This window comes from Enterobacter sp. IF2SW-B1 (assembly GCF_001743375.1).
In the GTDB taxonomy this organism is placed as follows: domain Bacteria; phylum Pseudomonadota; class Gammaproteobacteria; order Enterobacterales; family Enterobacteriaceae; genus Enterobacter; species Enterobacter bugandensis.
Window position 1 is genome coordinate 45,988 of sequence record NZ_MJAA01000012.1, and the last position, 23,671, is coordinate 69,658.

27 protein-coding genes are annotated in these 23,671 nt (G+C 53.2%); 12 read left to right on the forward strand and 15 right to left on the reverse strand.

What is annotated here, in order from left to right:
* Nucleotides 1-48 precede the first annotated feature (48 nt).
* Together A6013_RS20670 and soxR are read right to left on the reverse strand one after the other, a co-directional pair.
* Complete coding sequence (locus tag A6013_RS20670) at nucleotides 49-720, reverse strand: glutathione S-transferase family protein (protein WP_049137624.1); 672 nt, start codon at nucleotides 718-720, stop codon at nucleotides 49-51.
* 287 nt (nucleotides 721-1,007) lie between these two features.
* Nucleotides 1,008-1,466, reverse strand: a complete 459-nt coding sequence (gene soxR / locus A6013_RS20675; RefSeq protein ID WP_023331806.1) for a redox-sensitive transcriptional activator SoxR — start codon at nucleotides 1,464-1,466, stop codon at nucleotides 1,008-1,010.
* 98 nt (nucleotides 1,467-1,564) lie between these two features.
* Between soxR and soxS the strand changes: the two genes are divergently transcribed.
* Complete coding sequence (gene soxS, locus A6013_RS20680; protein WP_008503387.1) at nucleotides 1,565-1,891, forward strand: superoxide response transcriptional regulator SoxS; 327 nt, start codon at nucleotides 1,565-1,567, stop codon at nucleotides 1,889-1,891.
* Between the two features lie 6 nt (nucleotides 1,892-1,897).
* Here the strand turns inward: soxS and A6013_RS20685 are convergent, their stop codons facing one another.
* The gene (locus A6013_RS20685) at nucleotides 1,898-3,463 is read right to left on the reverse strand and encodes an EAL domain-containing protein (RefSeq protein WP_028015177.1); all 1,566 of its coding nucleotides are present in this window, start codon (nucleotides 3,461-3,463) and stop codon (nucleotides 1,898-1,900) included.
* A gap of 719 nt (nucleotides 3,464-4,182) precedes the next feature.
* Between A6013_RS20685 and A6013_RS20690 the strand changes: the two genes are divergently transcribed.
* On the forward strand, nucleotides 4,183-4,455 hold the full coding sequence (locus A6013_RS20690) for a YjcB family protein (RefSeq protein WP_069733677.1): 273 nt from the start codon (nucleotides 4,183-4,185) through the stop codon (nucleotides 4,453-4,455).
* 60 nt (nucleotides 4,456-4,515) lie between these two features.
* Here the strand turns inward: A6013_RS20690 and ssb1 are convergent, their stop codons facing one another.
* On the reverse strand, nucleotides 4,516-5,046 hold the full coding sequence (gene ssb1, locus A6013_RS20695; protein ID WP_006810470.1) for a single-stranded DNA-binding protein SSB1: 531 nt from the start codon (nucleotides 5,044-5,046) through the stop codon (nucleotides 4,516-4,518).
* 251 nt (nucleotides 5,047-5,297) lie between these two features.
* On the opposite strand from ssb1, the gene uvrA reads away from it, so the two are divergent.
* Nucleotides 5,298-8,120, forward strand: coding sequence for an excinuclease ABC subunit UvrA (gene uvrA, locus A6013_RS20700; protein WP_028015175.1), 2,823 nt, complete (start codon nucleotides 5,298-5,300; stop codon nucleotides 8,118-8,120).
* Between the two features lie 3 nt (nucleotides 8,121-8,123).
* On the opposite strand, the gene A6013_RS20705 is transcribed toward uvrA, so the two are convergent.
* The 4 genes from A6013_RS20705 to tyrB all read right to left on the reverse strand — a co-directional run bounded on the left by A6013_RS20705 (nucleotide 8,124) and on the right by tyrB (nucleotide 11,134).
* Nucleotides 8,124-8,477: an MmcQ/YjbR family DNA-binding protein gene (locus A6013_RS20705; protein ID WP_028015174.1), complete on the reverse strand. Its 354-nt coding sequence runs from the start codon at nucleotides 8,475-8,477 to the stop codon at nucleotides 8,124-8,126.
* Between the two features lie 2 nt (nucleotides 8,478-8,479).
* Nucleotides 8,480-8,896 carry a secondary thiamine-phosphate synthase enzyme YjbQ gene (locus A6013_RS20710; protein ID WP_041911536.1) on the reverse strand — a complete coding sequence of 139 codons (417 nt, stop codon included), beginning with the start codon at nucleotides 8,894-8,896 and terminating at the stop codon, nucleotides 8,480-8,482.
* A gap of 112 nt (nucleotides 8,897-9,008) precedes the next feature.
* On the reverse strand, nucleotides 9,009-9,722 hold the full coding sequence (aphA, locus tag A6013_RS20715) for an acid phosphatase AphA (RefSeq protein WP_047366859.1): 714 nt from the start codon (nucleotides 9,720-9,722) through the stop codon (nucleotides 9,009-9,011).
* Between the two features lie 218 nt (nucleotides 9,723-9,940).
* Nucleotides 9,941-11,134, reverse strand: a complete 1,194-nt coding sequence (gene tyrB, locus A6013_RS20720) for an aromatic amino acid transaminase (protein ID WP_069733678.1) — start codon at nucleotides 11,132-11,134, stop codon at nucleotides 9,941-9,943.
* Nucleotides 11,135-11,340: 206 nt separating this feature from the next.
* Here tyrB and A6013_RS20725 point away from each other — a divergent pair, with 206 nt between their 5' ends.
* From A6013_RS20725 to A6013_RS20755, 7 genes are all read left to right on the forward strand, one after another.
* Nucleotides 11,341-11,898 carry a DUF2589 domain-containing protein gene (locus A6013_RS20725; protein WP_045335167.1) on the forward strand — a complete coding sequence of 186 codons (558 nt, stop codon included), beginning with the start codon at nucleotides 11,341-11,343 and terminating at the stop codon, nucleotides 11,896-11,898.
* Nucleotides 11,899-11,976: 78 nt separating this feature from the next.
* Nucleotides 11,977-12,576 (forward strand): DUF2589 domain-containing protein, encoded by a 600-nt coding sequence (locus A6013_RS20730; protein WP_075202824.1) that lies wholly within the window; start codon nucleotides 11,977-11,979, stop codon nucleotides 12,574-12,576.
* The gene (locus A6013_RS20735; RefSeq protein ID WP_049137631.1) at nucleotides 12,576-13,025 is read left to right on the forward strand and encodes a lysozyme; all 450 of its coding nucleotides are present in this window, start codon (nucleotides 12,576-12,578) and stop codon (nucleotides 13,023-13,025) included. The genes A6013_RS20730 and A6013_RS20735 overlap by 1 nt, the downstream gene beginning before the upstream one ends.
* 14 nt (nucleotides 13,026-13,039) lie before the next feature.
* Complete coding sequence (locus A6013_RS20740; protein WP_049137633.1) at nucleotides 13,040-13,522, forward strand: ribonuclease domain-containing protein; 483 nt, start codon at nucleotides 13,040-13,042, stop codon at nucleotides 13,520-13,522.
* A 24-nt stretch (nucleotides 13,523-13,546) separates the two neighbouring features.
* Complete coding sequence (locus A6013_RS20745; protein WP_139128235.1) at nucleotides 13,547-14,083, forward strand: hypothetical protein; 537 nt, start codon at nucleotides 13,547-13,549, stop codon at nucleotides 14,081-14,083.
* Between the two features lie 71 nt (nucleotides 14,084-14,154).
* Entirely contained in the window at nucleotides 14,155-14,559 is a 405-nt protein-coding gene (locus tag A6013_RS20750; protein ID WP_049137637.1) for a hypothetical protein, read from the forward strand.
* A gap of 1 nt (nucleotide 14,560) precedes the next feature.
* Entirely contained in the window at nucleotides 14,561-14,845 is a 285-nt protein-coding gene (locus tag A6013_RS20755; RefSeq protein ID WP_063943975.1) for a hypothetical protein, read from the forward strand.
* Nucleotides 14,846-14,937: 92 nt separating this feature from the next.
* Here A6013_RS20755 and A6013_RS20760 read toward each other — a convergent pair whose 3' ends face one another.
* A complete protein-coding gene (locus A6013_RS20760) occupies nucleotides 14,938-15,531 on the reverse strand; it encodes a response regulator transcription factor (RefSeq protein ID WP_248035883.1) in 594 nt (197 codons plus the stop codon).
* 296 nt (nucleotides 15,532-15,827) lie between these two features.
* Here A6013_RS20760 and A6013_RS20765 point away from each other — a divergent pair, with 296 nt between their 5' ends.
* A complete protein-coding gene (locus tag A6013_RS20765; RefSeq protein ID WP_063943973.1) occupies nucleotides 15,828-16,382 on the forward strand; it encodes a hypothetical protein in 555 nt (184 codons plus the stop codon).
* 42 nt (nucleotides 16,383-16,424) lie between these two features.
* On the opposite strand, the gene alr is transcribed toward A6013_RS20765, so the two are convergent.
* Nucleotides 16,425-17,504, reverse strand: coding sequence for an alanine racemase (gene alr, locus A6013_RS20770; RefSeq protein WP_049137645.1), 1,080 nt, complete (start codon nucleotides 17,502-17,504; stop codon nucleotides 16,425-16,427).
* A gap of 16 nt (nucleotides 17,505-17,520) precedes the next feature.
* Nucleotides 17,521-18,933 carry a replicative DNA helicase gene (gene dnaB, locus A6013_RS20775; protein WP_008503375.1) on the reverse strand — a complete coding sequence of 471 codons (1,413 nt, stop codon included), beginning with the start codon at nucleotides 18,931-18,933 and terminating at the stop codon, nucleotides 17,521-17,523.
* Nucleotides 18,934-18,999: 66 nt separating this feature from the next.
* On the opposite strand from dnaB, the gene A6013_RS20780 reads away from it, so the two are divergent.
* Nucleotides 19,000-19,983, forward strand: a complete 984-nt coding sequence (locus A6013_RS20780) for a quinone oxidoreductase (protein ID WP_069733681.1) — start codon at nucleotides 19,000-19,002, stop codon at nucleotides 19,981-19,983.
* 184 nt (nucleotides 19,984-20,167) lie between these two features.
* Here the strand turns inward: A6013_RS20780 and pspG are convergent, their stop codons facing one another.
* The 4 genes from pspG to A6013_RS20800 all read right to left on the reverse strand — a co-directional run bounded on the left by pspG (nucleotide 20,168) and on the right by A6013_RS20800 (nucleotide 23,597).
* On the reverse strand, nucleotides 20,168-20,410 hold the full coding sequence (gene pspG / locus A6013_RS20785; protein ID WP_028015168.1) for an envelope stress response protein PspG: 243 nt from the start codon (nucleotides 20,408-20,410) through the stop codon (nucleotides 20,168-20,170).
* 135 nt (nucleotides 20,411-20,545) lie between these two features.
* Nucleotides 20,546-21,541 (reverse strand): tRNA dihydrouridine(20/20a) synthase DusA, encoded by a 996-nt coding sequence (gene dusA / locus A6013_RS20790; RefSeq protein ID WP_069733682.1) that lies wholly within the window; start codon nucleotides 21,539-21,541, stop codon nucleotides 20,546-20,548.
* A gap of 82 nt (nucleotides 21,542-21,623) precedes the next feature.
* Complete coding sequence (gene traF, locus A6013_RS20795) at nucleotides 21,624-22,883, reverse strand: conjugal transfer protein TraF (RefSeq protein ID WP_153657273.1); 1,260 nt, start codon at nucleotides 22,881-22,883, stop codon at nucleotides 21,624-21,626.
* 225 nt (nucleotides 22,884-23,108) lie between these two features.
* Nucleotides 23,109-23,597 (reverse strand): cupin domain-containing protein, encoded by a 489-nt coding sequence (locus A6013_RS20800; protein WP_069733683.1) that lies wholly within the window; start codon nucleotides 23,595-23,597, stop codon nucleotides 23,109-23,111.
* Nucleotides 23,598-23,671 lie beyond the last annotated feature (74 nt).

Below are 23,671 nucleotides of genomic sequence, written 5' to 3' on the forward strand. Positions count from 1 at the left end.
AACAGAGGATGCGCAAACGTTATCGTCAATGCGCAATTTGTTTACATTTCAATCCTCGCCCGGGATCGTTAACGGGCCACCTTGTTGCAGGGTTCTTTGCCAGCCAGGACTCGTTTCCACTTTTTGCTTCCATGCCTGAATATGCGGCAGATTAGCAATGCCGCCGCGCGCCAGCAGGGCAAAGAGGGGGAAGCTCATCTGAATGTCGGCCATGCTTAACGTCTCTCCGGCAAACCAGCTGTTTTTAGCAAGATGTGAGTCAATAAAGCGCGCATGGGTCTCCAGCTGGGGGTTGAGATACGCTTTCTGTACCCCCTGCCCCAGCGCCTTGCCCAGCGTTCGGATGCCAAACGGCACGGGCGGCTTGCCCAGGCTGCTGAAGACCAGCTTCATGAGCAGCAGCGGCATCAGCGACCCTTCTGCGTAATGCAGCCAGAAGCGGTATTGCACCTTATGCGCGGGGTCTAAAGGCTTCAGCCGCGATTCGGCATCATAGGTTTCCTGCAGATATTCCAGAATGGCGCCTGACTCCGCAAGGATCAGCCCGTTATCTTCAATGACCGGCGATTTGCCCAACGGATGCACCTTTTTGAGGGAGTCGGGTGCCAGCATATTCTTTTCGCGCTGGTAGTGAACAATCTCATAAGGCAGGGCGAGCTCTTCCAGCGCCCAGATCACGCGGTGCGAGCGCGACTGGTTAAGGTGATGTACCGTGAGCATGATTTTCTCCTGTTATTCATACTTTTTAACTATAGAAAATCGAACAACACCGCGAAAAAATTTCGTCTAAAAAACGGCTAGCGCGGCTGGCGAAAAAACGGGTCTTGCATAGAATTAAAGTGTCAGCACAATCCGGAACCTCCCCAACCAGCTCGACACGAGGGGTGCTGATGTCGGGGGAAACCCTCCCGTGAACCAGCGGGATAGAGAGAAAGACAAAGACCGGGAAAAACTAAAGCGCCCTTAGTGGCGCTTTAGTTCTTTATTATGCTTTTTGCCGCAAGAACTTAATCCTCCTCCAGCAGCCGCGCCCCGGTCCCCTGCTCGCCCAGCCTGTCGCCAGGGTTACGTAGCGGGCAGTCGCTACGGGACAGGCAGCCGCAGCCGATACAGCCGTCCAGCTCGTCACGCAGCGCCACCAGCGTGTGGATACGCCTGTCCAGCTCTTCACGCCACTGGGACGAAAGCTCTTTCCACTCTTTCGGGCTAAGCGTGTGCCCTTCCGGCAACACGCCGAATGCCTCACCGATCGTCGCCAGGGGAATACCGATGCGTTGCGCAATTTTGATAATCGCCACGTAGCGGAGCACGTCACGGGTATAGCGGCGCTGGTTTCCACCGTTACGGATGCTTTTAATTAACCCTTTGCTTTCATAGAAGTGGAGCGCCGATACCGCAACGCCGCTTCGCTTTGCCACTTCGCCGGGGGTTAAAAGCGCTTTAATGCGCGGCAATCTCTTTTCCATAAAACCTCTTTACCTCAAGTTAACTTGAGGAATTATACTCCCCCGCAGAGAAAACGACGAATCAACCGAGAAAGTTGTATCTACAGAGGGGCAACCTTATGTCGCATCAGCAAATTATTCAGACACTTATTGAATGGATTGACGATCATATCGACCAACCGTTGAACATTGATGTGGTCGCAAAAAAATCGGGCTATTCGAAATGGTATTTACAGAGAATGTTCCGCACGGTCATGCACCAGACGCTGGGGGAGTACATTCGCCAGCGCAGGCTCCTGCTGGCGGCGCAGGCGTTACGCTCAACGCAGCGGCCGATTTTTGATATCGCGATGGATCTTGGCTATGTTTCGCAACAAACCTTTTCCCGCGTGTTTCGCCGCGAGTTTGACCGTACGCCGAGCGATTATCGCCACCAGTTGAATTAATGCATATCAGTGCAAAGGTTGCTGCTGCCAGGTCATAAACTCCTGGGGCGGCATCGCTTTCGCGAAGTGCCATCCCTGACAGAACTCAACGCCGCGCTTCAACAGCCAGCTCACCTGCTCAGCCGTCTCAACCCCTTCCGCAATGGTTTTAAGCCGCAGGCTTTGCGCCATCTCGATAATATGCTCGGCGATCAGGTGGCTGGTGCTGTTGGTGGTTAAAGTGTCGATAAACGATTTATCGATTTTCAGAATATCCACGTTCAACGAGTAGAGGTTGTGCAGGTTGGAATAACCGGTCCCGAAATCATCGATCGCCACTTCATAGCCCGCCTGACGGAAGGCCTGAATCACCGGCGTGGTTTTTGGCACATCGATAAAGCCGCGCTCCGTCACTTCAATTTTAATTTGCTGGGCGCGTACGGCGTAGTGCCGGGCCTTGTCAGAAATCATGGCGATCAACCGCGAGGAGTGGAAGTCCGTGGCCGACAGGTTGATCGAAATATAGAGATGCGGATGCGCCGCCAGGAAATGGCCCAGATCGCTGAATACCTCCTCAACGACATAATCCGTGATCCGCTCGCTCATTCCCTCTTTTTCCGCAAGCGGAATAAACTCAGCCGGGCTCATTACCTGCCCATTAAAACCAGGCCAGCGCAACAGCGCCTCTGCCCCCACACACTGGTTGTTCTTGATATCAATAATCGGCTGATAGTGCACACAAAGCTGGCGCTTGTTCAGCGCCCGGTGCAGTAAGCGCCCCGGCGAATTAAGCTCACGATGGGTACGGGACCACACCAGCAAAATAATAATGCTGCAGATCATTCCCAGCGGTAGCGTCAACGTCGCCTGGTGATAGAGCGTTTCATAAAAACGTTTATCTGACGTCGACACGATGGCGGCAATAGGCCGATTTGTCGATTTCACGACGGTATAGAAACGGTTATCTTTTTGAAATACCGATTCCTTATCCCGAATCATCGAATTTAATAAAGTCGCATTGGCTTTCTGGCTGACGGAAAAGAAGGCATTAGTTACCGTGTCGTATACCCCCCATGCGAGGGAATGATCGGTAGACATCACTTCACTGTAAGAAAGCGGATTGACCACCACGACATAATTTCCGCGCTGCATATATGTCATTTTATAGCCAGTATAAAATGGCGTATCGCGAAAATAATAGATAGCAACGTCAGGTTTACGCGTGTAATTAGCGACCGGAATGACGTAGGGTTGATCCGGTGTAAAAACGGTCGAACAAAGAAAATTCTGACCTTCTGCATAAATTAAATCGGCGACAAACAGGCGGCCACGAACAACGTTCAACATATATTGACGATGTTCCGGCGTACAACGTTCACCCTGATATTTTTCTGCCTCGCCCCTGGCCAGTTCAACTTGTTGAATAACCAGTTCTGTTTTGTCTAATGCCAGTTCAGCAAATGTCCGTAGCTGGGCGCTCGTTTCCGACTCGGCTCGTAGCTGGGCAAACCATAGAGCAAGCATCACCGGCAGCATAACTACCATGATGATCCCTACCACTCTGAGCATTTTGCGCCGCGCGCTACGATTCATTTCCCGCCCTATATCCCTGCATGTTGTACGCCTGTAGTAATGAAGGCCGGATGCTTTGTTAAACAGGTGATTACGTTGCATGAATCATGCGAAGTTAGCAACTGACTTTTAGTATTAAAAATCTTAAATTTCGTTATGACGATAATATTTTCCCGTAAGCTAAACTGTAAGTATTCGTTCCGTTTTAATTAAGGAAAATAATTATCCATCGCGTACGGGAGGTTTGAAGAGAACACAACAGAGGATCGCTGATTAAGCAAAACTTCTGGCGGCATGAAAAAAGTACAACACCAACGTGACGTTTTATCCTATTTCTGCGGGTATATTTTGTTCGTTGTTTTATAAATAATCAGACATCACCACAATATTATCAGAAAATAATGCGCCCCCTAAAAACGGCACGGCTGGCCGTCTCTCTGCCTCCAGATGCTCTTCTCCACTTACCCGACGGGATTACCTCAGCGCGTTGTGGATCCGCCTCCCCCCTGTCCGAAGGCGGTCCCGAACCGCATGCTCTTTTTTTCGGGTAATAAAATCCCCTTTTTTGGCTACGCAGACACTGGCGAATAAATCAACAAATGTGATATAGTTCACACATATTGTGTAACGAGAAACACTGTTTCATTCAGTTCGTCTGTTTTGTAGAGGATGGGTTTTATGGCAACCATTACTACCAGCATGGTTCTCCTGCGCTGGCCCTTGTTGAGCGCAGGAGAACCATGCTGGTAGTAATGGTTCTCCTGCGCTGGCCCTTGTTGAGCGCAGTTTTGATGTTTTTAGCCAGCACACTGAACATTCAGTTTCGTAAATCCGACTACGCGGGTCTTGCCGTCATAAGTACCCTGTTAGGGCTTGGCGCGGCCTGCTGGTTCGCAACGGGCCTGCTGGGCATTACCCTGCTGGATATGGCCGCGGTCTGGGAAAATATAAAAGTGGTGATGGTTGAGGCGATGAACCACACCCCACCAGACTGGCCGATGGTGATTACCTGATCCCTTCAGCAATAAAAAAACCCAGACGATGTCTGGGTTTTTTGTTTTAGCATCCGTTGATCAGAACGGGATATCGTCGTCGAAGTCCATTGGCGGTTCGTTAGACGGAGCAGGAGCAGACTGCTGCTGCGGACGAGACTGCGCGCCGCCGCTGAACTGGTTGCCGCCCTGCGGCTGCTGAGGCTGACCCCAACCACCCTGCTGCTGGTTCTGACCGCCACCTGCCGGTGCGCCACCGCCCTGACGGCCACCCAGCATTTGCATGGTGCCGCCCACGTTCACCACCACTTCCGTGGTGTATTTTTCCTGACCGGATTGGTCGGTCCATTTGCGGGTACGCAGCTGGCCTTCGATATAAACCTGAGAACCTTTACGCAGATACTCACCGGCTACTTCTGCCAGTTTGCCAAACAGCACAACGCGGTGCCATTCGGTCTGCTCTTTCATTTCACCGGTCGCTTTATCACGCCAGGATTCGGAAGTAGCCAGCGTAATGTTGGCAACTGCGCCACCACTCGGCATGTAGCGTACTTCCGGGTCCTGGCCCAGATTACCGACGAGAATCACCTTGTTTACGCCTCTGCTGGCCATGTTCGTGTCTCCTGAATACGTTTCTTAATAGTGTAAACGCGCGAGTGTACCATTTCCATGCTGCACTTTGATAGTTGCGTAGCACGTTCCAGAGTTCTCCCGCGAACTCAACATTGTTACACAGTGAATCAGAAAATGCATTCCAATACTGTATATTCAAACAGGTCATTTTGTGTCATAATTAGCCGTTTCTGACAGCCGTTTGTCCTTCAAACAAACCAGGCAATCCGTGTTCCAACCGGGAAAGGTGAATGGATAAGATCGAAGTTCGGGGCGCCCGCACCCATAATCTCAAGAATATCAACCTCATAATCCCTCGCGACAAACTCATCGTCGTGACCGGGCTTTCGGGGTCTGGCAAATCCTCACTGGCTTTCGACACTTTGTATGCCGAAGGACAGCGTCGTTACGTTGAATCGCTCTCGGCGTACGCACGTCAGTTCCTGTCGCTGATGGAAAAACCGGATGTCGATCATATTGAAGGGTTATCGCCTGCTATCTCTATTGAGCAGAAGTCTACCTCGCATAACCCGCGTTCAACGGTCGGTACCATTACCGAAATCCATGACTACCTGCGTCTGCTGTATGCCCGCGTGGGTGAGCCGCGCTGCCCGGACCACGATGTCCCGCTGGCGGCACAGACCGTGAGCCAGATGGTGGATAACGTGCTGTCGCAGCCGGAAGGCAAACGCCTGATGCTGCTGGCACCGATCATCAAAGAGCGTAAAGGCGAGCACACCAAAACGCTGGAGAACCTGGCAAGCCAGGGCTATATCCGCGCCCGTATCGACGGCGAAGTGTGTGACCTGTCCGATCCGCCAAAGCTTGAGCTGCAAAAGAAACACACCATCGAAGTGGTGATTGACCGCTTTAAGGTGCGTGACGATCTCGCCACGCGTCTGGCTGAATCCTTTGAAACCGCGCTGGAACTCTCTGGCGGCACGGCCGTGGTCTCCGACATGGACGACCCGAAAGCGGAAGAGCTGCTCTTCTCCGCCAACTTCGCCTGCCCGATTTGCGGCTACAGCATGCGCGAGCTGGAACCGCGCCTGTTCTCGTTCAACAACCCGGCGGGCGCGTGCCCGACCTGTGATGGTCTGGGCGTGCAGCAGTATTTCGATCCGGATCGCGTGATCCAGAACCCCGAGCTGTCGCTCGCGGGCGGTGCGATTCGCGGCTGGGATAAGCGTAACTTCTACTACTTCCAGATGCTGAAGTCGCTGGCGGAGCACTACAAATTCGACGTTGAAGCGCCGTGGGCGACCCTGAGCCCGAACGTGCACAAAGTGATCCTGTTCGGTTCCGGCAAAGAGAACATAGAGTTCAAATATATGAACGATCGCGGCGATACCTCCGTGCGTCGCCACCCGTTCGAAGGGGTGCTGCACAATATGGAGCGCCGCTACAAAGAGACCGAATCCAGCGCGGTGCGCGAGGAGCTGGCGAAGTTCATCAGCAACCGCTCCTGCGCCACCTGCGAGGGCACGCGTCTGCGTCGCGAAGCGCGCCACGTGTTTGTGGAAAACACGGCGCTGCCGACCATCTCAGACATGAGCATCGGCCACGCAATGGACTTCTTCAACAACCTGAAGCTTTCCGGCCAGCGTGCGAAAATCGCCGAAAAAGTGCTGAAAGAGATCGGCGATCGCCTCAAGTTCCTCGTGAACGTTGGCCTGAACTACCTGACGCTTTCCCGCTCGGCGGAAACGCTCTCCGGCGGTGAAGCCCAGCGTATCCGTCTGGCGAGCCAGATTGGCGCGGGCTTAGTCGGCGTGATGTACGTGCTGGATGAACCGTCCATCGGCCTGCACCAGCGCGACAACGAGCGTCTGCTCGGCACACTGATCCACCTGCGCAATCTCGGCAACACGGTAATCGTGGTGGAGCACGACGAAGACGCAATTCGCGCCGCAGACCACGTGATCGACATCGGCCCGGGCGCGGGCGTGCACGGCGGCCAGGTGGTGGCGGAAGGTACGCTGAAGGACATTATGGCGGTGCCCGAGTCGCTGACCGGCCAGTACATGAGCGGCAAGCGCAAGATTGAAGTGCCGAAACAGCGCGTTGCGGCGAACCCGGAAAAAGTGCTGAAGCTCACAGGGGCGCGCGGCAACAACCTGAAGGACGTCACCCTGACGCTGCCGGTTGGCCTGTTTACCTGCATTACCGGCGTGTCCGGTTCCGGTAAATCGACGCTGATCAACGATACGCTGTTCCCGATTGCGCAGACGGCGCTGAACGGCGCGACGCTGGCCGAGCCTGCACCGTACCGCGATATTCAGGGGCTGGAGCATTTCGACAAGGTTATCGACATCGACCAGAGCCCGATTGGCCGTACGCCGCGTTCCAACCCGGCGACCTATACCGGCGTCTTCACGCCCGTACGTGAACTCTTCGCTGGCGTACCGGAAGCGCGTTCGCGCGGGTATACGCCAGGACGTTTCAGCTTTAACGTGCGCGGCGGCCGCTGTGAAGCGTGTCAGGGCGACGGAGTGATCAAGGTTGAGATGCACTTCCTGCCGGATATCTACGTGCCATGCGACCAGTGCAAAGGCAAGCGCTATAACCGCGAAACGCTGGAGATTAAATACAAAGGCAAGACCATCCACGAAGTGCTGGACATGACCATCGAAGAAGCGCGCGAGTTCTTTGACGCCGTCCCTGCGCTGGCGCGTAAGCTGCAGACGCTGATGGACGTAGGCCTGACCTACATTCGCCTGGGGCAGTCAGCAACAACCCTGTCAGGCGGTGAGGCGCAGCGCGTGAAGCTGGCGCGCGAGCTGTCCAAGCGTGGTACCGGCCAGACGCTCTACATTCTGGATGAGCCGACCACCGGCCTGCACTTTGCGGATATCCAGCAGTTGCTTGAGGTGCTGCATCAGCTGCGCGATCAGGGCAACACGATTGTGGTCATCGAACATAATCTGGACGTGATTAAAACCGCGGACTGGATTGTCGATCTCGGCCCGGAAGGCGGCAGCGGCGGGGGTGAAATCCTCGTCTCCGGTACGCCAGAGACCGTTGCAGAGTGCGAAGCCTCGCACACCGCGCGCTTCCTTAAACCGTTGCTGTAATTGTTACACGGAGAGCTGCTGTCGGGTCGCTTCCGGCAGCAGTTCAACCGCCTGCTTGTAGGACGCATCCACCAGATAGTAAATTTGTGAGCCGGGCAGCGAGCCGTCCAGATAAACGGTACTCCAGTGCGCCTTATTGAGGTGCTGGCTCGGCCTCACATCATCATGCTGCTGACGTAACAGATCCGCCAGTTCCGGGCTGGTTTTCAGCGACGCCGCCGGGCGCCCTTCAACCTCTTTTACCATCGCAAACAGCACGTCTCCCACTTTGATCTGCGTGGCTTTCCAGTCGCTGTGAACGCTTTGTTCCGCGCCAGGCTTGCTCATGCAGTACTGAAGTATCTCCGAAATTGTCATCTTTATTCCCCTTGTAGCGTTGCGATAATTTTACGCGAACCACCGTGAATGCGATGTTCTCCCAGCCAGATCCCTTGCCACGTTCCCAGCATTAGCCGCCCGTTATGAACCGGCAGCATCAGCGATACGCCCAGCAGAGAAGATTTGATATGCGAAGGCATGTCATCTGCGCCTTCATAATCGTGCTCGTAGGGGGCGTTGTCCGGAACCGTCTTCAGGAAATGGTGTTCCATATCAGACCGGACGGTAGGGTCGCAATTTTCATTAAGCGTGAGGGAGGCTGACGTGTGCTGAAGCAGCAGATGCAGTAAACCCGTTTTGACGCGCGACAGGTCGCGGAGTTGCCCGATGACTTCGTCCGTCACAAGGTGAAACCCGCGGGGTTTAGCGCTTAAGGTCAGGGTCTGTTGATACCACATGAGCTGCTCCGTTCTGAAAGATGAATCTTTCTAAGTGTGCAGCAAGAAGGCGAAAGGTAAAACCCGCAGCGGCGGATTTGTTCAAAAAAGAATCAAACCCGCCGATCAAGAACTAATACTCGGAGTTAACAATCACCTCCTCGCCAAACTTGCCTGCCATCGGCAGCGGTCGATAGGTCGAGTTAGAGGCACGCAGCACCCGGATCGCTCTGGCCCCCACATCCTGCGCCGCGGTAATGTCGTTATCCGAATCACCGTAGAACACTTTGATGTTTTTCTGCTCCAGCCACTGGGTTTTGGTGTTTTGTCCCTCTTTATCACCGGCAAAAATGACCGGATTCATGCTGGCCGCCGGGATCTGAAAATCGTCCTGCAGGGTTTTGGAGACGGTCTCCGTTTTGGTCTGGCTACGGCCGGTGACAAAGTAAATGCTGTCGCCGCGCTTAACGTGCATGGCGATCAGCGCGCGGGCCACCTCTTTCGGAATGCTGAACTCATCCCAGCCGTTATTCATTTTTTCCCAGAACTCCGGGTTCTTCAGATACGCTTCGCTGTCAGGAGAATACGTTTTCTTGCCACGCCAGAAGCCAGGGCTTGAGAACAGCACGGTATCGTCAATGTCGAAGCCCACGGCCATTGGCGGGCGGCCCACCAGGCTGTTTTCGATTTGGGCCACGGAAACCCAGTGAATGGGTGCCTGCTCGGCAAGGATGGCGGCGGTGGTACCGGTGTAAAGCGGCGTCGGTGCGGAAGCTCGCGCGACGACGGCGCTATTAAGCGAGAACAATAAGCAGGCGGCGCTGAGCGCCAGTGTGATCTTGCGCATATTTTCCCCTGAATATTCAGTTTGTTATCTTTATATTTTGAGTGGATGGTCAAAAATCTATCCGACCATAACCCCGGCGGGAGGGGAAGGAAAGGAGTTTTTACTTATAAAGATGAATAAAAAGAAGACGATCACAAAGTGCCGGGGGACGTGTTTATGCGGTCTGATGCCCTCACCCCAGCCCTCTCCCACGGGGAGAGGGTTGGGTTAGTGAGCATTTACATTACAGCAGCAAACGCCTGCGCCACGCGCTGGACGTTGCCGGCATTCAGGCCCGCCACGCACATACGGCCGCTGGCGATCAGGTAGACGCCGAACTCGTCACGCAGGCGATCGACCTGTGCCGCGCTCAGTCCGGTATAGCTGAACATCCCGCGCTGCTTGAGCAGATAGTCGAAGTTATACCCCGGCACCGCCTCTTTCAGCACGTTAACAAGTTCCTGACGCATCGACAGAATGCGCTTGCGCATCGCTTCCACTTCCGCAAGCCAGGTGGCTTTCAGCTGTTCGTCGCCCAGAACGGTCGCCACCACCTGCGCACCAAAGTTCGGCGGGCTGGAGTAAATACGGCGGACCGTCGCTTTCAGTTGGCCGAGAACGCGCCCCGCGGCTTCGGCGTCTTCACACACCACGGACAGACCGCCAACGCGCTCGCCGTAGAGAGAGAAGATTTTTGAGAAGGAGTTGCTGACCAGCGCTGGCAGCCCGGCGCTGGCAACGGCGCGGATGGCGTAAGCATCTTCTTCCATGCCCGCGCCAAAGCCCTGATAGGCGATGTCGAGGAACGGGATCAAATTACGTGCCTTCAGCACCTCGATCACCGCATCCCACTGGGCATTGGTGAGGTCCGCCCCGGTCGGGTTATGGCAGCATGGGTGCAGCAGCACGATGCTGCGCGCCGGCAGGGTGTTAAGTTTTTCCAGCAGCGCTTCGACGCGCACGCCGTTGGTTTCGCTGTCGAACCACGGATAGGTCTCGACCTTAAAGCCCGCACCTTCAAAGATGGCCACGTGGTTTTCCCACGTCGGGTCGCTGACCCACACGCCGGAATCCGGAAAATATTTTTTCAGGAAATCAGCGCCTACCTTCAGCGCACCCGAGCCGCCCAGCGTCTGGATAGTCGCCACGCGCTTTTGCGCGAGCACCGCGTGATCGGCACCGAACAGCAGCGGTGCAATGGTGTTGCGATAAGCGTTTAGCCCTTCCATCGGCAGATAAAGAGACGCGCCGTGTGGAACAGCGTTCAGACGCGCTTCGGCTTCCGCAACGGCTTTCAGTTGAGGAATGATGCCGTCCTCGTTGTAATACAGACCAATGCTGAGGTTCACTTTATCGCTGCGAGGATCTTCTTTGAAACGCTCCATTAAGGAGAGGATAGGGTCGCCGGCATAGGCGTCAACGTTCTGAAACACGCGATGGTTCTCCGGAATTCGATGAGGCAGGGATTTCAACAATAAACCGGAATATCACGCAACACCACCCCTTAAGATTATCCTGCGATCGGCATAGGTTTTTTGCGCCCTCTCTCCATGACATTTACCCAATATTTTCCCCTTCTCGCTTTCCGTAATGTGACTCCTGCGCAACCGCGCATTCACTGATTCAAGGAGTTCACATTATGGATTCACAATTTATTGGTTCAGTCATTAACGCCCTGCCGCTGGAGCATATGATCGGCGGTCCTCTTCAGGCGATGATCAAAGCACAGGTTCAGGCAAGCAAGTCATATACCGACTTCCTGCTCTCTGTCTGTATTAAAGACGGCAAAGCCGTCGCGATCGAGTTCGACTACGACGAAACCGTAGTAGATGAACAAGGCGTGAACAAAGGCAGCGTGACCCGCAAGATGAGCATTCCTCTGCTGGCGGCAATCACCCACCCTATCATCTGTATCGAAGACGGCACCATCGACTTTGAGCTGGAGGTGAGCCAGAGCGAAGCCAGTTCCAGCAGCACCGAAGCAGAGGCTTCCGTGGAAGCGTCCGTCGGCTGGGGCGTATTCAAAGCGAAAATGACCGGCAAGGTCTCCCATAAATCGGAGCAGACCCGCTCGACCGATACACGCGCTAAATATTCCATTCATACCCAGATTAAACGCCAGGAGCCACCTGAAGCTCTGCAGCGCGTAATTGATTACCTGACCAACGCCAAAACCAAGCCTGTCGCCGCGCAATAATCTCCCACGCCGCGACATACGTGCGATTCCGTAACGCAAGGGCTATCCGGGTAGCCCTTTTTTATCCAGGAGCGAAATATGTCTTTTAAAAAATGGCTGCGCGGCGGCAAGGATGAAGAGCCGGAAAACAGAACAGGTAAAGAGGATGAAGGCACGCCGCCGGTACAGGGAAACACGCCCCCTACGCCAGTCGATATTCCCGGCGTGCCGATCTCGCTTGAAGATATCACGCGCGGGATGCAGTACGCGGCCACGGCGGCCAACGAACTGATTGCTCAGCAGTATATGAAGGCGCTGGATCCCTTTTTTGAACCCGCAGAAGACGGTTCGTTGATGCCACGCACGGTACAGCTGGCACTGGATGAAAAACACTACTTTGACCTGCCTTTAGTCGCGCTTTCAACACCGCGCGGGCTGATGCTGGAAAAGATGAAGGTCAATCTGACGATCCGCACGGAAGGCATGCAGGCACCGTCCCGCCAGTCCGGTGAAAACGAATTTGGCCGCTTTCACGTCAGCCTTTCGCCTTCCAGCGATAACAAAGGCGGGCGTGACAGCCGCCACGTCGATGTGGAGATGCAATTTACCGCGCTTGAGCCGCCGGAAAGCGTCATGCGTTTGATTGATGAATACACCAACAAGGTGATTCCCCGCCCGAAAGCAGAGGAGACTTCGTAATGCAAAAACAACCAGAACGTACAGGTGACAAAGGCATTCAGCTTATTTGCCAGTTTGAAGGGCTGAAACTGGAGCGCTATCGCGATGCCGTGGGGTTGTGGACCATCGGCTATGGCCATTTGATTCTCAAAGAGGAGATGGAAAAGCTCACAAAAATCACTACCGGTGAAGCTAAAGATCTGCTGCGCAAAGATCTGAAACGCACCGAGGACGGCGTGAAGAAACTGCTGTGCAGCGCTTCGACACAGAATCAATTCGACGCGCTGGTTTCATTCGCCTTCAACCTTGGCGTGGGTAATTTAAAGAAATCAACGCTACTCAAAAAATTCAACGCAGGCGATATCCAGGGAGCTGCACTGCAGTTCAAAAGCTGGAATAAGGCAGGCGGTAAAGTACTGGCCGGTCTGACGCGTCGCCGTGATGCCGAAATGAAATTGTTCCTTAGTTAAATCTGGAGGTTAATATGACGTTATCTGTCGCTTTAAAAAATGTGCTTTTGTTTGCACCTCTGCTGGCCGTTATGCAAGCCAATGCAGCGTTACCCACCTGCGAGAATGAGATTAAAGACGTTAACACCTTCCTTTCTCTTCAGGGAACTGCCCAAATAAATGATGTGGATGGTCTTGCAAAAACATTGCGCAGTCTCACACAAACCGGGCGACTGCCGTCCCGCTATATCTCCAGCGATGAAGCGAAACGCCTGGGCTGGTCGGGTAATGAAACAGAAACACTTTGGGGTCTTAAACCTACGAATAATAAATGGATAGGTGGAGATAACTACACCAGTCCAAAACTTCCCTCAGCGCAATCCTGGTTTAGCGCCGATATTGATGTTGTTAAAGGATATCGCAGTGCCAAACGCCTGATCTATACCCTTTCCGGACCTCAGCGGTATATCACCACCGATAAATATCAACACTTAGTGGAAGTGGCAGCCTGCAATTAACTCACACGTTAACATCGGAGAAGCATGATGGAACTGAAAACAGAATACTTTCCTGCAGGAGTACTCGGTTACAAGGCCTGCAAATATAAAGCAAAAGACTGGAATTCGACGAAATATCTTAACGAAACAAAAAATGATGCGGAATGGTCTGGATTTTATGTCGGCAGTACGGAAACGCTGACGCTAGGCTATATGTCGGATTGTGCCGACACGTTGGGCAATGGAATGGCCTACCTTAATATCGTCAACATTAATACACCCGCACGTGTTATTGTATGTCACGATGAGAGGTTTAAATCGCCAACGCATGATAAATCAGAATTACTAAGAGAGCTTAAAGAAGCCATGCGCAGAATGGAAATTCCTGTTGCGGATAACGATTTTCTCATCCCAACGCTATCACGCTATCGTTTCTACTTTAAATGTTATAACAATGAATACAGCAACGATATGGAAATCATTATACCGAACGATCTGGTTGATAATGTAACACTGAAAAGCTATAAACAGCAAAATTTCATAAATGGGGTCGGCCAGACACTGGTCAATTATGTCAAATAGACTCAACTATTTTAGATGTATTGAACATAAGACCCTCTTTTGAGGGTCTTATTATCAATAAGGAGATTACTATGCATGCCTCCATTCCTCCGGCATTAATTAGCGCTTCACTCCTGGCACTCGCAGGATTATTCGGTGGTGTAAGCATCTCTTTTTTTTGGCAACCGCAGCGTTTACATCAGCACAGCAAGTTCATTGCGGGCATAATCTTTGGTGGAATCAGTATGGGTGCCGCAGTCGCGTTAGGTGGCCTTACAGCAAGATGGTTAAAGATTGATCTAACCCAACCAGATATCACCATGGGGCTAGGTTATATTTTAGGGGCGATGAGCAATGGTCTTATTGTCTGGCTGGCTAATTTTTTTCGCCGCCACGAACAGCAGGATATTTTTGATGTTGCCTCAGTCATCAAAAAAAAGGTGCGCAATGAGGCACTCCCCAATTCATCCCTGATCAACACGGATAAAGAGGACTAACATGAACAGCGTAACGGACTGGTGGATGTTATTCATCACAATCATGCTGGACCTTGTCATCTCTTTTGTGATCCTCTTTTGCGCTTACAGTAAAAGAATCAAAAAACAACCTATTCTCTATAAGGCTGGATTCGCTGCGATTGCTTTTGGATTATTTGCCCAGAGCGGGCTGAATATTGAAAGTTTATTGACAGGCCATGATAATGTAAGCGCAAGCGTTCCTTTCTGGTTCCTTCAGGACGCGGGAACCTTAATGATCATCATTCGTTTCTTTTTAACAAGATAACGACCACACAATAAAATGCGTGACAAACGCCATCGTTGTCACGCATTTTTTAGAAAGATAATTTCAGAACGTAATAGAGTGAAAAAGATACTTTATTTATTAATATATTTAAAGTAAAGCTTAGCTGCCTGTGTGCGATTATTCACCTGAAGACGATGAAATATTGACTCCAGATGGACTTTGACGGTACCTGCGCTAATGTTCAACTCTCTACCGATTTGCTTATTTGTTCCGCCATTTGCCAGCAAGCTTAATACTTCTTTTTGGCGCTGACTGAGCATAAGAACCGGAGAATTAACTTTCGCTGTGGCTTCATGCATAATGACCTGTTCAGGTATACAAATAACACCAGATAATACCACATTGATGACCTGCATTATTTTTTCAGCAGAGAGTGATTTTGTAACAACCCCTCTTATATTATGGTGCTGGTAAAGGTTAAAAGTTCTATCGCACGCTTTACGAAACATCATCACTACCGGGATCGTTGGCCATTCAACGTCAAGTTCATCAATAAACCCAGAATAGTCCATATCTCCATCAAGCAGCACAATCGAAACAGGCGTTGACTTGAGCACTTCTTTTGCATCTTCGTAGCTGTGGGTAGCAGAAAAAGTACATTCTGGCATGACTCTTTTCAGCTCATTTTTCATACCATGAATGTAGATCGGTAACTCATCGATCATCAATATATTCATCTCAACTTAACCTCACCTGAGTACTATTCTTTTAGGTTATGAATAACAACATATTCCGAAAATGAGTATGAGCGCTAATTGAGATCTTATAAAACATCATTTGCCATAGGGTAAACATCATATACAGTATGACTAAAATCAAGATGAAGCAGGAGTGAAATTCACAAATAATGTTCTGCATCATTTTCTACGAAAAATAGCATTTCCCACAGAGCATATATTCATTGATAACGCTGCTGCTTATTATTTCTGTGCTGTAAACACAATTAACAAAGGAGAAAGATATGCCGTGGTTAAATCAATATGGTTTTAATTATAAAAATATGGTTTTCCAGAATTCGTGCTTCCCGAATTGCCTGCAGATGGTTCTGGCTAATTTCGGTACCTATTCCCGCAACGATATTCTCGAAAACCAGTGGGATGCCCTTCAGATTGCCCACCATCTTCCCGGCCTCGCCGCGCAGGCCCCGAATGAAGATGATGTTAATCGCAACCTGGCCCGTACCGATCTGAAAGGCGCAGGCTGCCGAATTATCACGCCTTCAATGCTGGGAGATTACGTTAATCGTCAGGCGTTAGAGCAGGAGGCTCAACACTATCTGGCTGATTATAGCGCCATGATTATCGGTGTCGGGCATGCGACAGTGATTTACCGGACCAGCACAGGGTTTGTGCATGTGATCCCTTCTCCTGACATCAACCAGGTGCACGTTGAGCACTTTGCAAACCTGGACATTGATGTTGTCGAGCATCAGGGACAACACGCGGTTCGGGTGATTAACCGAACGAATGGGCAACCCATTATTGCCGGAACCTTTGTGATGCTGCTTCGTCCGTAAAACGGTGACGGTGGCTACCCTGGAGCCACCGTTTTTTGCGGATCAATCCAGATACTTCATCGCCACCCGCGACGTCAGACGCGTAATAAGTTCGTAAGCACTTACTTTTGTAATCTCAGCAATGCGCTCGACGGGCAGACCTTCACCCCACATCACCGCATCGTCACCCGCTTTATCCTGCGCGCCGGGCCCAAGATCCACGCAAATCATGTCCATCGCCACGCGGCCGACAATTTTCACTTCACGACCATTGACCAGCACCGGCGTGCCCGTTGGTGCCGCGCGCGGATAGCCGTCGCCGTAGCCCATCGCCACCACGCCAAGCCGCGTGTCGCGCTCGCTGGTCCAGGTACCGCCGTAACCCACCGGCTCGCCCGCTTTGTGCTCCCGCACGGCAATCAGCTTTGATACCAGCGACATCACCGGCTTAAAGCCTAAGTCCGGCCCCCAGGGTTTATTCTCAAGCGGGGAAACGCCATACAGGATAATCCCCGGACGCGCCCAGTCGAAGTGGGATTGCGGCCACAGCAGAATGCCGCCGGATGCCGCAATGGAGCGCATTCCCGGCTTGCCTTCGCAGAAGGTGTTGAAGATATCAAGCTGCTGCTCGGTTGCGCCACATTCGGGCTCATCGGCACGGGCGAAGTGGCTGACGATATTGACCGGCTGACGCACATTTTTGCACTGGCACAAACGCTGATAAAACGCCTCCGCGTTTTCCGGACGCACGCCCAGCCTGTGCATGCCCGTATCGAGCTTCATCCAGACGGTGACCGGCTCGCTCAGTTCAGCCGTTTCCAGCGCGGCCAGTTGTTCTTCGTTATGGACAGCCGTATGCAGCTGCTGGTCTGCAATGGTCGGCAGATCCGAGGCTTCAAAAAAGCCTTCAAGGAGCAGAATCGGTTGCGTAATGCCGCCTGCGCGCAGGCGGAGAGCTTCTTCGAGACGGGCGACGCCAAAGGCGTCGGCATCGGGGAGCGTTCGCGCGGTCTCAAGAAGACCGTGTCCGTAAGCGTTCGCTTTCACGACTGCAACGAGCCTGCTGGCGGGCGCCAGTTCACGCAGACGTTGCAGGTTGTGTCGCAGAGCGCGGCGGTTAATAACAACAGTTGCCGCTTGCATTTGAATTCCTTAGAAATTACTCATCATCATATTGAGGACCGGCATAGTTGTCGAAACGCGACCACTGTCCGTTAAAGGTCAGACGTACCGTACCGATGGGGCCGTTACGTTGCTTACCAATAATAATTTCGGCGATCCCTTTCAGGTCGCTGTTCTCGTGATAGACCTCATCACGGTAGATGAACATGATTAAGTCGGCATCCTGCTCAATGGAGCCGGATTCACGCAGGTCGGAGTTGACCGGGCGTTTGTCTGCACGCTGTTCCAGAGAGCGGTTAAGCTGCGACAGCGCCACTACCGGCACGTGCAGCTCTTTAGCTAACGCCTTGAGCGAGCGGGAAATCTCTGCAATTTCCAGCGTACGGTTGTCTGAGAGCGACGGGACGCGCATCAGCTGAAGGTAGTCGATCATGATAAGGCCGATGCCGCCGTGTTCACGGGCGATGCGGCGCGCGCGGGAGCGCACTTCCGTCGGCGTCAGGCCGGAGGAGTCATCGATGTAGATGTTCCGTTTTTCCAGCAGAATGCCCATGGTGCCGGAGATGCGCGCCCAGTCCTCGTCGTCGAGCTGGCCGGTACGGATGCGGGTCTGATCCACGCGCGACAGGGATGCCAGAGAACGCATCATAATCTGCTCCGAGGGCATCTCGAGACTGAAAATAAGCACCGGCTTATCCTGCAACATCGCCGCATTTTCAACGAGGTTCATCGCAAATGTCGTTTTACCCATCGATGGACGCGCCGCGACGATAATTAAATCCGACGGCTGTAAACCGGCAGTTTTTTTGTTCAGATCGTCATAGCCTGTGTTCACCCCGGTCACGCCATCGTGCGGCTGCTGGAAAAGCTGCTCTATACGCGCAACGGTGGCGTCGAGCACGTCGGCGATGTTTTTCGGGCCTTCGTCTTTGTTGGCGCGGCTTTCGGCGATTTTGAAGACGCGGGACTCGGCAAGGTCGAGCAGGTCTTCACTGGTGCGACCCTGCGGATCAAAACCGGCTTCGGCGATCTCGTTCGCTACCGAGATCATCTCGCGGACGACGGCACGTTCGCGCACGATGTCGGCGTAAGCGCTAATGTTCGCCGCACTTGGCGTGTTTTTTGACAGTTCTGCCAGGTAGGCAAAGCCGCCAACGCTGTCCAGCTGCCCCTGACGCTCCAGCGATTCCGCGAGCGTAATCAGGTCAATCGGGCTGCCGGACTCCTGCAGGCGCGCCATTTCGGTAAAGATATGGCGGTGCGGACGGGTGTAGAAATCTTCAGACACTACGCGCTCGGCGACGTCGTCCCAGCGTTCGTTATCCAGCATTAAACCGCCCAACACCGACTGTTCCGCTTCAATCGAGTGCGGCGGGACTTTTAACCCTGCGACCTGGAAATCACGCTCGCGAGGTTCAGTCTGTTTGTTGAAGGGTTTGTTTCCTGCCATAGTGAATGGAGTTACCGAGATAAAGAGTGGGTCGAAAGATTACCATATTTTTCTTACGGAGGGAGCATGGCAACGCGCATTGAGTTCCAGAAACACGGCGGTCCTGAAGTGCTGAAAGCGGTGGAGTTCACCCCCACCGCGCCTGGCGAAAACGAAGTGCAGGTTGAAAACAAAGCCATCGGCATAAACTACATCGATACTTATATTCGCGGCGGTCTCTACCCGCCTCCGTCAATGCCGAGCGGCCTGGGCACTGAAGCGGCCGGCATCGTCAGCAAAGTGGGCAGTGCGGTTAAGCACATTAAAGAAGGCGACCGTGTTGTATATGCACAGTCTGCCCTGGGCGCTTACAGCTCCGTCCACAACGTCCCGGCGGACAAAGCCGCCCTGCTGCCGAACGCCATCACCTTTGAGCAGGCGGCCGCCTCATTCCTGAAAGGGCTGACGGTCTATTACCTGCTGCGCAAAACCTACGAAATTAAGCCCGATGAGCAGTTCCTGTTCCATGCTGCCGCCGGTGGCGTGGGGCTGATTGCCTGCCAGTGGGCGAAAGCCTTAGGCGCGAAGCTGATCGGCACCACAGGCAGTGCGCAAAAAGCCCAGCGTGCGCTGGACGCGGGCGCGTGGCAGGTGATCAACTACCGGGAAGAGAGCATCGTCGAGCGGCTAAAAGAGATCACCGGCGGCAAAAAAGTACGCGTCGTGTATGACTCGGTGGGGAAAGACACCTGGGAAGCGTCGCTGGACTGCCTGCAGCGTCGCGGACTGATGGTGAGCTTTGGTAACGCCTCAGGCGCTGTCACCGGCGTCAATCTCGGCATTCTGAATCAGAAAGGGTCGCTGTACGTGACGCGCCCTTCTTTGCAGGGTTACATCACCAACCGGGAAGAACTGGAGGAAGCCAGCAACGAGCTGTTCTCGCTAATAGCCAGCGGCGTGATTAAGGTGGATGTGGCGGATGCGCAGAAATACCCGCTAACCGATGCGCAGCGCGCGCATGAGGTGCTGGAAAGCCGGGCGACGCAGGGTTCAAGTTTGCTAATTCCCTGACCCCCAAAAAGAAATTGGGCTTCCCGTGGGAAGCCCTTTCTTTTTTTAGTTCGGCTGTATGTAGGGTACAGCTCGATGAATTCTGTAGCGGCAGCCATAGTGACAGATTCGATAAGTAAATCCTATTCTGTTCTAAGCCATGCTGCCGGAAAAGTTACAAGTATGTGACGAACCCCTCAATACCTTAGTAACGGAAGCGGTTATTGCGCTGATAAGTCGGCAGTTTTGGCGCTTTAATCGCCCGTATTACCCACACCACGGCGATAGCCAGCAGCAGCCACGGCAGCAGTTTGATCGTCAGGGCAAATAATCCGCCGATAAACATAACTACCGTAGCCACAACGAGCGCGGCCAGAATGCCGAGCAGCGACACGCCCGTGACCATCAGCATGACAAAAAAGCCAATCACAAAAAGTAGTTCAAGCATGGTGCTCTCCCACGAGTTCCCGAATGATGCTGCAATCATTACAAGAATCATGCCAAAACTAACCTATTGTTCTTAAAGCAAAACGCCCCGCGAGGATCCGCAGGGCGTGGTGAATTTGACGATCTTTTAGCGAAATTATCGCTTATCCGCCACCAGCCGCAGCGCATGTTCCAGCACCTCAATATCGGCACCGGCTTTATGCGCGTTCTCACTGAGGTAGCGACGCCACTGGCGCGCGCCCGGAATACCCTGGAACAGGCCAAGCATATGGCGGGTGATGTGGCCAAGATAGGTGCCATTGCTCAACTCGCGCTCAATGTAAGGGTACATGGCACGCACGACGGCAACAGGATCGGTGTCTGCGCCTGCAACGCCAAAGATTTCGCGATCGACCGTCGCCAGAATGCCCGGATTTTGATACGCCTCGCGCCCGACCATCACGCCATCCATATGCTCAAGGTGCGCTTTCGCCTCTTCCAGCGACTTAATACCGCCGTTGATTGACATCGTCAGGTGCGGGAAATCACGTTTCAGCTGGTACACGCGCGGGTAGTCCAGCGGCGGGATCTCACGGTTCTCTTTCGGGCTAAGGCCTGAAAGCCAGGCTTTGCGGGCGTGGATGATAAACATCTCACACTCGCCTTTCCCTGACACCGTATTGATGAAATCACACAGGAATTCGTAGCTGTCCTGGTCGTCAATGCCGATACGGGTTTTGACCGTCACCGGAATGGAGACCACATCGCGCATCGCTTTGATGCAGTCCGCCACCAGCTGTGCGTTGCCCATCAGACAGGCGCCGAACATGCCGTTTTGCACGCGGTCGGAAGGGCAGCCAACGTTCAGGTTGATCTCGTCGTAGCCGCGTTCTTCCGCCAGCTTTGCACACCGGGCCAGCGCGGCCGGATCGCTGCCCCCCAACTGCAGCGCAACCGGATGCTCTTCTTCACTGTATGCCAGGTAGTCGCCCTTACCGTGAATAATTGCGCCCGTGGTCACCATTTCGGTGTACAGCAGCGTATGGCGGGAGAGCTGGCGCAGGAAATAGCGGCAGTGTCTGTCCGTCCAGTCGAGCATTGGCGCAATAGAGAAACGGTGTGCAGGAAAAGCGGTCTGGTGTTCTGACGACATGGCGAAGTTTTAAGCATCTGGTGGAAAAGGGGCGCTACTATAGCACAAAGAAAAGCCGGAGGCGCAGCGCCTCCGGTGTACTTTAGAACGTCATGCTCAGCTGAGCCCCTGCGCCCCAGGTTTCGTCCTCGCCATACAGGCCCATCAGGTCAACATGAACGGTATTGAACGGCGCGAAACCGACACCGCCGGTAAAGACGTTGCTGTCGTTCCCTTTCATATCCGCACGATAACCGGCACGCACAGCCAGCCAGCTCAGCGGAGTCACTTCAGCACCGACCCCAACATACTGCGACGTATCTTCGCTCTTAAAGCCTTTGGTTTCGGTCAGATCGCCATCGGCGGTCAGGGTCACCAGATCGTTGTGCCAGGCAGCGCCCGCGGTCACCAGCGGACGGATCTGGTAGGTGTCTTTATAGCTCACAACTTCCCCCGTACGCCCGTTGCGGATGCGGATATCTTTGGTGTCGATATCGCGCGACATCAGGTTTTGCCCGCTCACGCCGACCGTCCAGTTTTCGCCAAAATCAGCGGCAATACCGGCATCGACGTTAAAGCCGGTATCGTCTGTACGGTAGCGGCTATCGTTCCACTTATTACTGTCGTAATCGTAGATCGAGGTGGTGTAGTTATAGATCCAGCTTTTTTGCAGTTTTGGCGTCACGCCCACGGAAACCGGAACGCCGCCAAGGTCAAACTGGCGGGCAACGGCAATACCGTAGTCGGAAATAATCGCCGCCCGACCGGACGCCGTTGAGTTGAGGTTTTTAGTGATCTGGTCCGTGCCGTTCAGCGCAGCGTCCAGGGCAACGCCGGCAGCCACCAGATTGCTTCTTTGAATACCGCGCAGATAATCAATATCCTGCTGGTCGATAGACGAACTTACCCGGCCATGGGCGTACCCTTTCGCCATAAAGGCCACGGAAAGCACATCGTTAGGGATACTCACGGCAAGGCCTGCTCCTGCCGTCGCGCGAGCGGTTTTGCCCTTGAGATAGTCCAGCTCATCGGCCAGATCTTTGGCCGCGCCCTGGAACTGGTTGATGGAGCCTAACGGATTAGTAATAACCTCGATTGGCGTAAGGTTATCAACCACATCCTTATAGTGATTGATTTTGTCGTTGATGGTATCAATCTCATCCTGAAGATTATCCTCATCCGTTACCTGCACCCCAACGGACGGCAAAATGACCGTCACGTCATCGTCCGGTTTTGCCTTTGCCAGCAGCGCGGGGTTAATTAACGCCCCGCTACCATAATTGCCCGAAGCAACGCCGGTGCCCCCCATCGCGTCGCTACGTGATTCTGTCCAGGTATTGGCTGCTCCCGCCTGATTTGCCATAAACAAGGAGACAGCGATGCTAACCACCGAAAATTTAAAATGTTTTTTCACAGTATGCCCGTCTTATAGTCTGTTATGAAATAACCCCTGTCTGTTATCCCCCAAACAGGCGCGAACTATTGCTGTGAATAAAGATAAAAAGACCCGCTAATTCATTCCCTAAGTAAAACTTCCTTACGGCCTGTTGTAATTTGTGACGGCCCTCAATATTTATAGAAGAGGAAATTATTTTTTCCCAGGTTTTCCATCGTGCGGCCCAAAAAACTGTGGCGGATGGTCTACCCAGCGATCTTCCCGCGTGGCGGCATAAACCGGATTGAACGGATAGTAGATGCGGTTGTGCTTCTTGTTGGCCTCCCCCACCACCAGTAGCCGAACCTCTTCCTCTGTGTTGTTGATAAAGGTGTGGCACACCCCCGTTCCGGCGGGAAAGCCCACGCTGTCTCCGGGTTCGAGTTTCCACAAATAACCATTAATCCAGGCTTCAGGATAGCCCTCAAGCACGTAGATAAACTCTTCTTCGTCACTTTCCGCATGGGGATAGGACGTCCGACGCCCCGGCGGTAAACGTTCATGATGAATGCCTATACGCCTGAGGCCCAGGCTGCGCGCCAGCGGCGATCCGATGGAAAAAAGCTCGTTACTGTCGGGGTAGGTGGCGTCATCTGGCCCTTCTACGTCGCGCCAGTGCTTGATACAGTCTGGTTTTTTCATTGTTACATTCCCGGTTTGCGATGCGTCAGGTATAGCACAGCCTGGCGGATATCGGTGTTTTTGCCAGAACATGA

Excerpts from the sequence above, each read along its gene's own strand:
- A6013_RS20670 (WP_049137624.1), bottom strand. The coding sequence starts at position 720 with ATGCTCACGGTACATCACCTTAACCAGTCGCGCTCGCACCGCGTGATC.
- soxR (WP_023331806.1), bottom strand. The coding sequence starts at position 1,466 with ATGGAAAAGAGATTGCCGCGCATTAAAGCGCTTTTAACCCCCGGCGAA.
- soxS (WP_008503387.1), top strand. The coding sequence starts at position 1,565 with ATGTCGCATCAGCAAATTATTCAGACACTTATTGAATGGATTGACGAT.
- A6013_RS20685 (WP_028015177.1), bottom strand. The coding sequence starts at position 3,463 with ATGAATCGTAGCGCGCGGCGCAAAATGCTCAGAGTGGTAGGGATCATC.
- A6013_RS20690 (WP_069733677.1), top strand. The coding sequence starts at position 4,183 with ATGCTGGTAGTAATGGTTCTCCTGCGCTGGCCCTTGTTGAGCGCAGTT.
- ssb1 (WP_006810470.1), bottom strand. The coding sequence starts at position 5,046 with ATGGCCAGCAGAGGCGTAAACAAGGTGATTCTCGTCGGTAATCTGGGC.
- uvrA (WP_028015175.1), top strand. The coding sequence starts at position 5,298 with ATGGATAAGATCGAAGTTCGGGGCGCCCGCACCCATAATCTCAAGAAT.
- A6013_RS20705 (WP_028015174.1), bottom strand. The coding sequence starts at position 8,477 with ATGACAATTTCGGAGATACTTCAGTACTGCATGAGCAAGCCTGGCGCG.
- A6013_RS20710 (WP_041911536.1), bottom strand. The coding sequence starts at position 8,896 with ATGTGGTATCAACAGACCCTGACCTTAAGCGCTAAACCCCGCGGGTTT.
- aphA (WP_047366859.1), bottom strand. The coding sequence starts at position 9,722 with ATGCGCAAGATCACACTGGCGCTCAGCGCCGCCTGCTTATTGTTCTCG.
- A6013_RS20725 (WP_045335167.1), top strand. The coding sequence starts at position 11,341 with ATGGATTCACAATTTATTGGTTCAGTCATTAACGCCCTGCCGCTGGAG.
- A6013_RS20730 (WP_075202824.1), top strand. The coding sequence starts at position 11,977 with ATGTCTTTTAAAAAATGGCTGCGCGGCGGCAAGGATGAAGAGCCGGAA.
- A6013_RS20735 (WP_049137631.1), top strand. The coding sequence starts at position 12,576 with ATGCAAAAACAACCAGAACGTACAGGTGACAAAGGCATTCAGCTTATT.
- A6013_RS20740 (WP_049137633.1), top strand. The coding sequence starts at position 13,040 with ATGACGTTATCTGTCGCTTTAAAAAATGTGCTTTTGTTTGCACCTCTG.
- A6013_RS20745 (WP_139128235.1), top strand. The coding sequence starts at position 13,547 with ATGATGGAACTGAAAACAGAATACTTTCCTGCAGGAGTACTCGGTTAC.
- A6013_RS20750 (WP_049137637.1), top strand. The coding sequence starts at position 14,155 with ATGCATGCCTCCATTCCTCCGGCATTAATTAGCGCTTCACTCCTGGCA.
- A6013_RS20755 (WP_063943975.1), top strand. The coding sequence starts at position 14,561 with ATGAACAGCGTAACGGACTGGTGGATGTTATTCATCACAATCATGCTG.
- A6013_RS20760 (WP_248035883.1), bottom strand. The coding sequence starts at position 15,531 with ATGATCGATGAGTTACCGATCTACATTCATGGTATGAAAAATGAGCTG.
- A6013_RS20765 (WP_063943973.1), top strand. The coding sequence starts at position 15,828 with ATGCCGTGGTTAAATCAATATGGTTTTAATTATAAAAATATGGTTTTC.
- alr (WP_049137645.1), bottom strand. The coding sequence starts at position 17,504 with ATGCAAGCGGCAACTGTTGTTATTAACCGCCGCGCTCTGCGACACAAC.
- dnaB (WP_008503375.1), bottom strand. The coding sequence starts at position 18,933 with ATGGCAGGAAACAAACCCTTCAACAAACAGACTGAACCTCGCGAGCGT.
- A6013_RS20780 (WP_069733681.1), top strand. The coding sequence starts at position 19,000 with ATGGCAACGCGCATTGAGTTCCAGAAACACGGCGGTCCTGAAGTGCTG.
- pspG (WP_028015168.1), bottom strand. The coding sequence starts at position 20,410 with ATGCTTGAACTACTTTTTGTGATTGGCTTTTTTGTCATGCTGATGGTC.
- dusA (WP_069733682.1), bottom strand. The coding sequence starts at position 21,541 with ATGTCGTCAGAACACCAGACCGCTTTTCCTGCACACCGTTTCTCTATT.
- traF (WP_153657273.1), bottom strand. The coding sequence starts at position 22,883 with ATGGCAAATCAGGCGGGAGCAGCCAATACCTGGACAGAATCACGTAGC.
- A6013_RS20800 (WP_069733683.1), bottom strand. The coding sequence starts at position 23,597 with ATGAAAAAACCAGACTGTATCAAGCACTGGCGCGACGTAGAAGGGCCA.